An 11,908-nucleotide genomic window follows, 5' to 3' on the forward strand; every position below is an offset into this window, starting at 1 on the left:
CCCCGTCTCCATGATAGCCGAGCGCGGCAAGCGCCGTCCGGTCGTTCTCCATATAGGCGATGGAGGGGGTCAGGCGGCGCGTCATGCAGACGAAGCCGCGCCAGTAATGGGTGGTTTCCACCTCTGCCCATGCCGGAAACACCTCGCCGAGGCGTTTTTCCATCCAGCGGCGCATGACCGCCCCGTCCTCCGGCCTGCCCGTCAGGTCGCCCCGCGAGCCGAAGAGGAACCGATTGTCCGGCAGCATGCGGTAATAGAAAAGCAGGCTCCGCGTGTTGGAACAGGGCCGCTCCGTCCGCCATTTCTGCGCCAGCCTTTCGCCCTCGGTGAGAGGACGGGTGACGATGATGTTGGACAGAACCGGCACCAGCCGCTTTTCAAGGCGGCGGTCGAGAGCCGGACGGATGAAGCCATTGGTGGCCAGGATGACCTTGCGGGCGCGCAATGTGCCGCCCGGCGTGACCAGATGGTGCCAGCCGTCATGCTTCTCCCAGCTTTCGACATTGCTGCCGCCATGCAGTTGCGCGCCGTGACGGGCGGCCGCCGCGGCCAGCCCCCGGGCAAAGCGCAGGGGCTGCAGCCCGAAGCCCACCGGGTCGAAGGCAGCGCCGAACTGTTCGGTGGAATCATATTGGCTGGCGGCCACTTCTTCCCGGCTCATCAGCCGGGCCTGAATGCCGAAGCCGTCGCGCCAGAGGCGGACTTCCTCTTCCAGTTCCCGGAAGCGCTTTTCGTCATGGGCGACATGCAGCGTGCCGTCGCCTTGCGGGCTGTAGTCTATCCCCTCGTCCCGCGCCAGCGCCTGAACGAGCTCCACCGCCTCGACCTGCGAGGAGATGAAGCGCCGTGCTTCCGCCTTTCCGAAACGCGATACCAGTTCGCCGAGCCCCAGCCCGGTGGGCTGCAAGGCGCAGAAGCCGCCATTGCGGCCCGAGGCGCCCCAGCCTAGCGGCCCCGTCTCAAGCAGGCGAACGTCTACATGGTGATCGCGGGCAAGATGCAGCGCGGCGGAAAGCCCGGTATAGCCGCCGCCGATGATGGCGACGTCGCACGTCGCCTCTGCTTCGCTGAAAGCGCCGCTATCGACGCCCGCTGCGAGAGGGGGTGCCTCTTCTTCCCAGAAACTCCCCACCGGAACGGCGGGGTCATACATACTCGAATGATACCAGCTCATGCGTGTGAGCTTAGCGCAGACACACGAGCTCGTCTCACATCAACTTGCAGAAAAACCTGTCAGTGATCGTCGTCGTCATCGTCCCGGTCCCAGCGGCGATGGCGGTCTTCGCCGATCTTTTTGGCAACATGCTTGCGCTGCTCCGGCGTCATCTTTTCGAGCGTGTTGATGAAGGAGGTCTGGCCGATCTCGCGCACCTTATCCATCGGCGCGTCTATTTCCGCCATTGCCGCGCGCACCTTGCCGCCGTCGAAGGGTTCGGCGGCAATCGCGTCCGCCAACGCCTTGCGACCGCTTCCCGCCTTGCGCAGAAAAGGCCTCATCTCACGGAAACTCTCCCGCATGGACTGGCGCAGCATTTTGCGATCCTGGGGCGGCAATTCGCGCAAGGCACCGAAAATCCCGTGACGCGGTGCCCCATCTCTAAATCCATCGGGAGCCGCCCCCGGCCGCCAATGAAACACAAGCGGCGAGGCGATCACGGCGATCAGGAAAATATTCAGCGCGGCGGAGGCGAGAAAAGCGGGCCCGAGCCATCGGCGCTGTTTCGGGGACGAACCGGTATCGGCCTGCGGGGTCATATCGCTCATTGGGTCCATTCCTCGATATAGCTCGGATCAGCCAGCGCGATCGCGATCAGCTGGTCATCGGTAGTGTCCGCCGTCGCGGCAGCGGTGGTCGTCGCGCCGCTATTCGTCGCGATCGGGCTGATGCCGGTGGAGGTGCCCAGCGCAATCCCAAGCACCAGCGAAGCCGCCAGCGCGCCCGCGGGGAAGGCGGAGGAGCCATAAGGCCAGAGCGCGGCGGCGATACCGCGCAGCCCGCCGCCCTTCTTCGCTCCGCCGGCACCACGCCGCGCTTGCGGCAATTCTTTCGGCACTTCTCTGGGGCGCGCGGCCATCAGCCGTTCCACCAGTTCCTCGGAGGGTTCCTCGACCGGCGCCGCGCTCAAAAGCGTATCCAGCGCCCGCGCGTCCTCCAGCAGCCGCCTTGCTTCGGCGGAAGCGGCGATCAGCTCGCGCGCCGCCTGCCGCTCGCCAGCGGGCCAGCCTGCCTCATCCGCACCATAGGCGGAGAGCAGCTCGTCGAGGCGTTCCAATGTTATCGGTCCAGCGTTCATCATTTTAATATCCCGTGGCGGCCTGTATCTCAGGCGCCTGTATTCATTCTACGGAGCAACTCGTCCTTTTCCGTCGCCAGCGCCGCCTTCAACGCCCGTCGCGCCCGGCCGAGCAGCGATTCCACGGCCTCGACGGTCACCTCCATCACCTCGGCGGCCTCGATATTGGTGAGGCCCTGATAATGCGACAATGTGATTGCAAGGCGCTGGCGCGGCGGCAATTGCTGCAACGCCGCGTCGACGCGCCGCGCGACATCCTTCTGCGCCATCGCTTCATAGGGCGTCGGGTCTTCACTGGCGGGCTCGGGGATCGCATCCAGATCGTCCATGCCCTGCTTGCGCAGCCGGTCGAGGCAGAGATTGGTGCCGACCCGGTGCAGCCAGGTGGAAAACTGCGCCCGGCCCGGCTCCCATTTTTCGGCGTGCTTCCAGACCCGCAGGAAAACTTCCTGCGCTATTTCTTCCGCGTCGGCCTGATTGCCGAGCATGCGCCGGGCGAGCGCCACCACCCGACCGAGATGGCGCTTCATCAGTTCGCGGCACGCGCTCTCGTCGCCCTTGGCGACGGCGGCTACCAGTTCGTCGTCCGGAATTCCGTCCAAACGCGGTCGTCCCCCTTCAATGCGCCCGGCATGACCGCCTTGCGCAGATATGACGAAAAGGTGCGGGCTTGCGCCCGCACCTTGCGGCTTTCGTATCGGGCGCCGCTCTGCAAGCTTACCCCGATTTGCCGTTTCAGGCATGATCGCCACACCGCGGCATGTCAGCCACGCTTGCCGAAACCGCGGCGGCCTTCGCCACGCTCGACCTTGCCGTCGTCATTCCGGTCCATGTAACCGAACATCTTTTCGGTCCGGGCCTGGAACTCGGCCAGCGTCACGCTGCCATTGCCGTCGGCATCGAGCATCTTGAAGTGCGCCCCGCGGCGTTCTTCGCGGCGCTCGCTCCACGCGGCCTTGCGCTCCGCCTTGGAGAGAGAACCGTCGCCGTCGCTATCCATCGCCTTGAAGCGTTGGGCCGCGAAAGCGCCGGCTTCGTCCTTGGTGATGACGCCATCCTCGTTCGTATCGGCGGCGGCGAGGCGGCTCATGAAGGGGCGGTCTTTCTTCAGTTCGATCTTGCCGTCGCCGTCACGGTCGAACCGCTTGAACATCTTTTCACCGCCTGCATTGAATTCAGCCAGCGAGACCTTGCCGTCCTTGTCCGTATCGGCCCGGCCGAAGCGCTGCCAGTCGCCGCGCTTGCCGTATTTGCCGTGATGGCCATAGCCGTCACCGCGGCGGGACTTGCCGTAATCGTCGTCGTCAGAACGCTTCATGCGCTTCTCGGCGGCTTCTTCCATTTCCTCGCGCGTGACCGAGCCGTCATCGTTCAGGTCCATCCGCTCGAAGCGCTTGCCGGCCATTTCCTTGCGCCGTTCGACGCGCATCTTCTGGCGGGCTTCGGTCATTTCCTCACGCGTGAGGGAACCGTTCCCGTCGAGGTCGAGCTTCGCAAACATATCGGCGCTCTGCGCCTTCGCTTCGTCGAGCGTAACGACGCCGTCGCCATTCGCATCGGCCTTCTGGAACATGCCACCATGATGGTAGCCCTGCGGGCCTTTGCCCATGCCGGTCGTTGCCGCCAGGGCCGGAACCGCCAGCGCTACCGTGAGCGCGCCAATCGCGGTGAAAGTGAGCTTCTTCATTAAATCGCCTTTCGTCAGTTCGCCGTACCCCGGTGAGCTAACATTTGTTCGGGTCGCCCCGGAGACCGGCGGTCGAATGATGGGCATTCGGCCACCGGTCAACCGGGGGAAAGGAACGGCAAGGCTCGCGAGGGCCAGGGGGGAGGGCCAAAGCGCCGTCTCGCCGTTCCTGCATCAATAAACGGAGGAGACACGGCGTTCCGTCGCCGAAAGCGAAGATTTTTCCGGGATCAGCGATTTTCCGGGCGCGGGCGGATCCGGACGGGCAGTTTTTCGCGCCATACGGCCAGTTCGCGCCGGATTTCCGCCTCGACGGTGAGACCGCCTGCGCTACAGGCCGCCGCTTCCACCGTGGCAAGGGCGAGATGCTGGCCGGTCTCAGGCATGAAGGTGAGGCTTGTACAGACGCCGACCTGCCGCTCGCCCTTGCAGACGACGGCAAATGTCAGATCCCGCGCATCGTCCACCGCCAGCGCAACGATCCGGTGGCTGGCGGATTTCACAGCCATTCGCCTCAACGCGGCGCGGCCATTGAAGACGGGCTTGTCGAAATCGACGTTTATCTCACCCGGCATTTCAAAGGGCGTGCGCACATGATCATGCGACACGGCGGAAAGCGCGCCGAGATAGTCCGTGCCCATGCGCGGGGTTCCCCGGTCGATACGCACAAGATCGCGCGTCTTCTCGCCAATGGCCTGAAGACCGGCCTCGCGACCCGCCTGCATGAGATGGCGCCAAAGCGGCACCGCGTCATCCTCTTCCGGCCAGAACTCGAAGACATCGCCGACATGGCGCAGGACCAGCACCGGCATGCCCATCAGCTCGCGTGTCTGGGCATGGCCTGCGAGGAGCAGACGCAAGGGCTCGAAGCCTGCTTCGTCCAGCGCCGCCTCGGCCAGCGGACCCGCCAGTTCGAGACCGGCGCCTTCCGCGCTCACATCCTCGGCATGGACCTGAAAGCCCGTCGAGTTCCGGCGAAGCCATGACAAGACTTCTTCTTCCGTAAACAGACGGAACTCGGTGTCGCCGATGCGCGCAAGGCTGCCCTCGCCCACCAGCAATCCGTTTTCCTCGCAGAAGAAGACCGGGCTGAAATGCCCTTCCTCGAGCTTCGAAATATCCGATGTCACCAGCCGGTTCAGGCAGTCCATGGCTTCGCGGCCCGCGATGCGATAGCGGCGGCGCGATGAAATATCGGCCAGCGTTGCACGGTGGTAGCGGGCGAAGACTTCCGTTTCCGGCGTGTCGAGGTGACCGGCCATGGTGAAGCCGTTCCGCTCGACCCAGTCATTGGTCCGGCTTTCCACCGCCACTTCGGCGTGAAGCGGGGTCATGCGCAGATGCCGCCTGAAGGGAAGACCGCCGCTCATGTGCGCCCTCCCCTGGCTTCGGCTTCGAGAACGGTTTCGGCCGCGAACTTGCCCGGCAGGCCGGTCACGCCGCCGCCCGGGTGGCAGCCCGCGCCGCAAAGATAAAGGCCGTTCACCGGCGTTGCATATCCGGCCAGCTCAGGCTCGGGCCTCAGCCCCAGCAGGTCGAACGGATTGAGCCCGCCCTGATGCCAATCGCCGCCCCTGATGCCGTATTTCGTTTCGAGGTCGGGCGGCGTCAGCACTTCACCCGCCAGAATGTAATCGGTCGCGTCCGGCGCATAGCGGCAGACGGCCCGGATCGCGCGCTGCACGAATTCCTCGCGCCGCGCTTCCCAACCGCCTTCGATCTCGTAAGGCACCTGGTGGACGAGGATCGACATGATGTGATGGCCGCTCGGGGCCAGGCTGTCGTCATGGCAGGTCGGCATCACGATTTCCATGACCGGATCGAGTGGCAGCGCGCCTGCCCGGGCGCTCAGCGCGGATTCCTCGACCTCATCCAGCGAGGGCGCGATGACGATGCGGCCGCCCACCTGTTCCGGCGTCAGACCGCGAAAGCCCGGCATGCCATCCAGAGCGAGATTGATCTTGGCGGTCGCACCGCCTGCCTTGCCAAGCGACAGACGGTCCGCCAGATCGGCTTCCAGATAGCGCGCGCCGACGAGACGCAGCAATGTTTCGCGCGGCGCGGCGCCGGAAAGGATCAGCGGTGCCGACACCTCGATGCCATTGTCGAGAACGACGCCGCAGGCCGTCGTCCCGTCCATGAGGATGCGGCTGGCGCGCGCTTCGGCCCAGACCTCGCCGCGCTGGCCTTCGATCAGCGCCACAAGCGTTTCGGCAAGCGCGCCTATGCCACCCCGCGGAATGGCGACGCCGCTTTTTGCCTTCAACGCATGGCGGTAGATGAGACGGAACGCCGTTCCCGCATCGTAAGGCGCATCGGTAGACCCGAGCGTCGCATCGAAAGCGACGAGACCGCCCAGAAGCGGCGCCTCCAGTTCTTCATGCACCCAGTCGGAAACGCTCTTTGCCGCCAGAGACAGAAACGCCTCCCGCGCCCGCTCGCCAGAGGCTTCGGCGAGGACGGCGCGCGCCATCAGCTTGCCGCGCGCGGAGGAAGAGGCGGCAACCAGCGGCGGACGGTTGAGCAAGGGCGAAAGCCAGGCCGCGCTGTTTTCGAGCTTGCGCGCGAATGCGGTCCATTTCGCGCCGTCCTGTCCGCGAGCGGAAAGGAAAGCCTCGTCGTCTTTCGCATTGCCCGTCAGCACCAGATGGCGGCCGTCGGGATCGAGCGCGACGGTGGGCAGGCCCGATGCCGCATAGGCAAAGCCATGCCGGGCGAGCTTGAGGTCTTTCACGACGCTGGCGGAAAGACCGTCCATCAGATGGGAGACGGCGGGCAATGTGTATTTGTGCTGAAGCTCTGCCGCCAATGCACCGCCACCGACAATGCCGCCCGCTTCCAGCACGAGGACGCGCTTTCCCGCCCGCCCGAGATAGGCGGCGGCGACGAGGCCGTTATGGCCGCCGCCGATGACGATTGCATCATATGCCTGCCGGTCGCCGGTCATGCGCCTTGCCTCCGCTTCATGGAGGCGAGGATGGCCGCGGCGGTGTTGGCGCCCGCGCGGGCGGGCAGCAGCGAGCCCGGATGCGTGCTCTGCGAGCAGAGGTAGAAATTTTTGAGCGGTGTCGCATAGCCGCCGCCCGGCGCACCGAAAGGCGTCGGACGGTTGAAGAACATCTGGTCGAGCGTCATTTCGCCCTGATCGAGATCGCCGGAGGTAATGCCGGTTTCGTTTTCGATCTCATGCGGCAGCCACATCTCCTGCGCGCGAACGGTCTCGCGCAGGCCGGGCATCGCCGTCTCCAGCTTTTCCAGCACGGCTTCGGTCAGACGGTTCTTCTTTTCGTCCGTCCAGGGACCGTCATGCGGCGCTTCGGGCACCCAGTTCACCAGCACCGACATCACATGTTTTCCGGGCGGGGCCAGCGCGGGATCGACAAGGCTGGGCAGGAAGACGGAAAGCTCAGGGTTTTGGGGCACCACATTCATATGCCAGCACGCATGCGCCTTGTCCTGCTCGGCCAAGCTGCCCATCAGACGCAGGCCGCCAGCCAGCGCCGGGCAATCGCGCGGCACGCCCTCGATACGGGGCTGCCGGTCCAGCGCGAGATTGAGTTTCGCGGTCGTTCCCTTCATGCGGAAGCGGCCCGCCGCCTCCACGAGATCGCCCGGAATATCCTTCCACTGGAAGAGCCCCAGGATCGTGCGCTTGAAATCGAGATCGGAAATGATGACGGGCGCGGCGATTTCCTCGCCATCGGCGAGCACCACGCCGCGCACCTGCCGGTCGCGCAGCTTCACATCCGTCACTTCCGCTTCCATGCGCAGTTCGCCGCCCGCCGCTTCAACGATACCCGCGAGACAGGTCACCAATGCATCCGTACCGCCCACCGGCAGCAGTAGACGCGGGCTTCCCTCCGTCGCATCCGCGCCGCCCTGAAGGAACGGCACCAGAAGGCGCCAGGCGGTCATCGGCGAGGACGGCCCCACCGTCGCCCCGGCCAGCGCCGCGCCCGCGAGATGCGCCTTCACCAGCGGCGAGGTGAAATAGCGGTCCAGAATGGTAGAGATGCTTTCGGTCCAGATGTCGAGCTTGGCGGCCATGTCGGTGCGCGGCCAGGCGGCGAGTTCGCTTGCAAAGCCCAGACGGCGGCCGAAGGCTGAAAGCCCTGCCTCGCCGGGCTGCGGGAAGGCCGTCGTCAGCGCAGGCGTCACGACGTCCGCCAGCCGCAGCATGTCGCGGCGGTAGCGGCGCCACGCATCGCCATCCTCATGGGCATGGCGGGCGAACTCGGCGCGTTGGGCCGTCCCGGCGGAAAAGGAGGCCGTCCATTCGCCGGGGCCGAACCAGCTTACGCCCGCGTCCACGGCGCGCACCCTGAGACCGGCTTCCGCCAGACCGAGACCGGCATAGGTTGCGGGATCGATGAGGGCGCCGCGCAGCGACCAGGCGGGAAGGAAAAAGCCGGGCTCGACCGCGCGCATGGCGGCGGTGCCGCCCGCACGCCCATTGCGATCGAGCACCAGCACCTTCAACCCGGCGCGGGCGAGATGGGCCGCGGCTGTGAGACCGTTCAGACCCGCCCCTATGACGATCGCATCATGACGCACCATCGCGTCACCACCCCACTCATGCTGCGTCTCGCCGCGTCCATTACCTAAACGAAACGTACCATATTGGCACGTCCGGAATGGCGACGAGACACCGGGTGTTCATACACCCGGGCTGTTAACCATCTAAGACACGGATTCCCCTCTCCCTTTGCGCTTCGGCAGCTATCGGGAAGCGATGGGGGCGCCGGTCCTCAGGGGTGAAACTGCAAGAGTCCAGCCATGGAACCGGGACAGACGGGGGCGCTTATCGGGCGGTGCCGACGATCTCTTCGAAGGCGGTCAGGACGCGGGCCTGGCTCTCGGCGAGCTGGCTTTCCAGCGCCTCGAAGCTGGGTGCATTGCCGGCCCTCAGCAGCAGGGTCTTGAGCCCCCTGCTTGCCTCGGCGGGCTTGAACACCCCTTCCACGCAGACGCGGATGGCCTGGGTGAGATTGTGGTTGAGTTCCAGCCCCGCAATCAGCTCGTCCACCTGCGCGGTGGGAAGAAGCCGGGCCGCGGCCACGGCTTCCAGCGATGTGCGCGTATGCGTGTTCAGCACTTCGGGGTGCTCCGCGCCATGGAGAAGTTGCAGATATTGCGCGATGAACTCGATGTCGATGAGCCCGCCGCGCACATGTTTCATCTCCCAGGGGTTCCGGTCGGGAAACTCTTTCGCGATGCGGTTGCGCATATCGGCCACATCGACGGCGGTTTTCAGCCTGTCGCGCGGCATGGTGAGAATTTCACGAATGCATGCCTCGACATCCGCCATCAGATCGGCGGGCCCTGCAATCGGCCGGGCACGGGTCAGCGCCATATGCTCCCATGTCCAGGCCTCTTTCGTCTGATAGGTCCTGAAGGCATCGAGCGGGGTCGCAATCGGGCCTGCATTGCCGGAGGGACGCAGGCGCATATCGACTTCATAAAGCTTGCCCTCCGCCGTCGGCGCGGTCAGCGCGCTGATGAGCTGCTGACAGATGCGCGCATAATATTGCGAGGCATAGAGCGGCTTTGCCCCGTCGGATTCCACATCCGGCGACGGCACGTCGTAAAGCACGATGAGGTCGAGATCGGACGAGGCGCTCATTTCCGAACCGCCGAGCTTGCCCATGCCGAGAACGCAGAAGCGCCCGCCGGGGATACGGCCATGACGTTCGGCAACCTTCGCCTCCGCCGCGGGGGCCAGCGCCTCGATGAGTTCGCCCGCGAGCGCCGCATAGGCAGGCCCCGCCTCTTCGGCATCGGCGCTTCCCGTCAGCACGCGCACGCCGAGACGAAAGCGGTATTCGCGGGCCCAGACACGGGAGAAGTCCAGCATGTCCTGATAGTCGACGGCATGGACGAGCTGCGATTTCAGGCTCTCGCGCAACTCTTCGCGTCCCGGCAGCACCTTGAAGAAATCGGGGTCGATCACCGCTTCCAGCACGCGCGGGTTCTGGCTGAGGTAATTGGCAAGCTTCGGCGCCGTGCCGCAGATACCGGCGAGCAGATCCAGCAGATGCGGGTTGGAATAAAGCATCGAGAAAAGCTGCACGCCCGCAGGCAGGCCGCGCATGAATTTGTCGAAGCGCGAAAATGCAGTGTCCGGGCTTGCCGTCCGCGACAGGGCGCGCAGCAAGGCGGGCATGAGGTCCGTCAGCAACTCGCGCGAGCGCGCGGTGCGCGTCGCCGGAAAACGGCCCGAATGCCAGGCGCGGATCGCCTCCGACATTTGCGAGGCATGGGTAAAACCCATGCTCTGCAAGGTTTCCAGCGTGTCGGGATCGTCGTCCGTGCCGGTGAAAACGAGGCTGCCGCTTTCTTCGGCGAGCGGCGGCGCCGTCTCGAACAACAAGGCGTAATGTCCCTGCACGGTGCCCAATGTCTTCGTCACATCGGCCGCGAAGTCCCCGGCGCTTTCATAGCCCATAAAGGCGGCAAGCTGCGCGATGCCCTCATCGTTCGACGGCAGCGTATGCGTTTGTTCGTCCGCCACCATCTGGACGCGATGCTCCAGCGTGCGCAGAAAGCGATATGCCCTTTTCAGCTCCTCGGCGGTATTCGGTTCGATCCATTGCTGGCGCGCCAGTTCGTCCAGCATTTCCACGGTCTTCTTTCCGCGCAACGCATGTTCGCGTCCGCCCGCAATCAATTGCTGGGTCTGGACGAAAAATTCGATTTCGCGAATGCCACCGCGCCCGAGCTTGATGTTGTGTCCCGCCACCGCAATCGCTTCATGCCCGCCGACCACATGGATCTGCCGTTTCATGGAATGAATATCGGCGATGGCGGCAAAGTCGAGATTGCGGCGCCAGATATAGGGCTCGATGAATTTCAGGAAGCGGGCGCCCGCCTCCATATCGCCCGCCACGGGGCGCGCCTTGATGAAGGCCGCGCGTTCCCAGTTCTGCCCCCGGCTCTCGTAATAGGATTCCGCCGCCGGCAGCGAGACGGCGACCGGCGTGCCGCCCGGATCGGGCCGAAGGCGCAGATCGGTCCGGAAGACATAGCCATCCTCGGTCCGCTCCTGCAGCAGCTTCACCAGATCGCGCGTCACCCGGACAAAGAACTCGCCATGGTCGAGCCCATCCTTCAGCGGCAGCTGATCGGGCTCGTAAAAGACGACGAGGTCGATGTCGGAGGAATAGTTGAGTTCGCCGGAACCATATTTTCCCATGCCGAGAATGACGAGACCGCTGCCCTCTTCCAGCGGCTCGTCGGATGCGCGCAGGATCTGTCCGCGCTTGACCGCTTCGCGCAGCAGGAAATGTACGCCGGCCTGCACGCAGCAATCGGCAAAATCGGTCAAGGCGCCGGTCACGCTTTCGAGCGGCCAGACACCGGCGAGGTCCGCCAGCGCCACGAGCAGGGCCGCTTCCGACTTCGCCTCGCGCAACGCCTTCATGAACGCGGCGCGGTTGTCGCCGAGCGCTGCCTCTTTCACGCTGTCGATGATGCGGGAAAGATTGTCGGAGGGCGTTTCATTGAAGAGCGCAGGCACACGCGACGGATAGCGCAGCATGAGGCGGCCGAGAAAGGGCGAGTCGCCGAAAATGCCCGCGATGAGCTTTTGCGCGGTCTCGTTCTTCAGCAGGTCGCCGAGGGCGCTGCCCTCTTCGCCGCCCAGACGTTCCGCGGCGGTCTCAATATCTGCGATGCCATGTTTGGCGCGCTCGGGATCATGGGCGATCAATGCCGGCTTGGCGGTCTCGATCAACGCGCCGTCGACATCTTTCCACATCCCGTCCCCCTTGCCGAAATACCGTTCCTACCGGCCCGATACCGGCAGATGAAGGGCTACCACAAGGCCGGGGTCGTTGTCTTCCAGCGTCACGCGGCCGCCATGCAGGCGCGCCACGGCGGCTACGAGGCTGAGGCCGAGGCCGGAGCCGGGCGTATTGCGGCTCGCTTC

The 11,908-nt window shown here is 65.0% G+C and carries 10 protein-coding genes; all 10 read right to left on the bottom strand.

Annotated elements, in window-relative coordinates:
- The coding region (locus CMI59_RS04990; protein WP_293325564.1) for an FAD-dependent oxidoreductase at positions 1-1,174 on the bottom strand (1,174 nt) is incomplete at its 3' end.
- Between the two features lie 59 nt (positions 1,175-1,233).
- Positions 1,234-1,764: a periplasmic heavy metal sensor gene (locus tag CMI59_RS04995; protein WP_293325566.1), complete on the bottom strand. Its 531-nt coding sequence runs from the start codon at positions 1,762-1,764 to the stop codon at positions 1,234-1,236.
- The gene (locus CMI59_RS05000) at positions 1,761-2,297 is read right to left on the bottom strand and encodes a hypothetical protein (RefSeq protein WP_293325568.1); all 537 of its coding nucleotides are present in this window, start codon (positions 2,295-2,297) and stop codon (positions 1,761-1,763) included. The genes CMI59_RS04995 and CMI59_RS05000 overlap by 4 nt, the downstream gene beginning before the upstream one ends.
- A 26-nt stretch (positions 2,298-2,323) precedes the next feature.
- Positions 2,324-2,896, bottom strand: a complete 573-nt coding sequence (locus tag CMI59_RS05005; RefSeq protein WP_293325571.1) for an RNA polymerase sigma factor — start codon at positions 2,894-2,896, stop codon at positions 2,324-2,326.
- A gap of 161 nt (positions 2,897-3,057) precedes the next feature.
- Positions 3,058-3,981, bottom strand: coding sequence for an EF-hand domain-containing protein (locus CMI59_RS05010; RefSeq protein WP_293325574.1), 924 nt, complete (start codon positions 3,979-3,981; stop codon positions 3,058-3,060).
- Positions 3,982-4,211: 230 nt separating this feature from the next.
- Entirely contained in the window at positions 4,212-5,351 is a 1,140-nt protein-coding gene (locus CMI59_RS05015) for a hypothetical protein (protein ID WP_293325577.1), read from the bottom strand.
- Complete coding sequence (locus CMI59_RS05020) at positions 5,348-6,928, bottom strand: NAD(P)/FAD-dependent oxidoreductase (protein ID WP_293325579.1); 1,581 nt, start codon at positions 6,926-6,928, stop codon at positions 5,348-5,350. The genes CMI59_RS05015 and CMI59_RS05020 overlap by 4 nt, the downstream gene beginning before the upstream one ends.
- On the bottom strand, positions 6,925-8,538 hold the full coding sequence (locus tag CMI59_RS05025) for an NAD(P)/FAD-dependent oxidoreductase (RefSeq protein ID WP_293325582.1): 1,614 nt from the start codon (positions 8,536-8,538) through the stop codon (positions 6,925-6,927). Before CMI59_RS05025 ends, CMI59_RS05020 begins: the two co-directional genes overlap by 4 nt.
- Positions 8,539-8,782: 244 nt before the next feature.
- Complete coding sequence (locus tag CMI59_RS05030) at positions 8,783-11,737, bottom strand: bifunctional [glutamine synthetase] adenylyltransferase/[glutamine synthetase]-adenylyl-L-tyrosine phosphorylase (protein WP_293325585.1); 2,955 nt, start codon at positions 11,735-11,737, stop codon at positions 8,783-8,785.
- Positions 11,738-11,764: 27 nt separating this feature from the next.
- On the bottom strand, positions 11,765-11,908 hold a 144-nt coding region (locus tag CMI59_RS05035; protein ID WP_339614529.1), incomplete at its 5' end, for an ATP-binding protein.

It is taken from the genome of Parvibaculum sp., assembly GCF_002684405.1.
Classification (GTDB): domain Bacteria; phylum Pseudomonadota; class Alphaproteobacteria; order Parvibaculales; family Parvibaculaceae; genus Parvibaculum.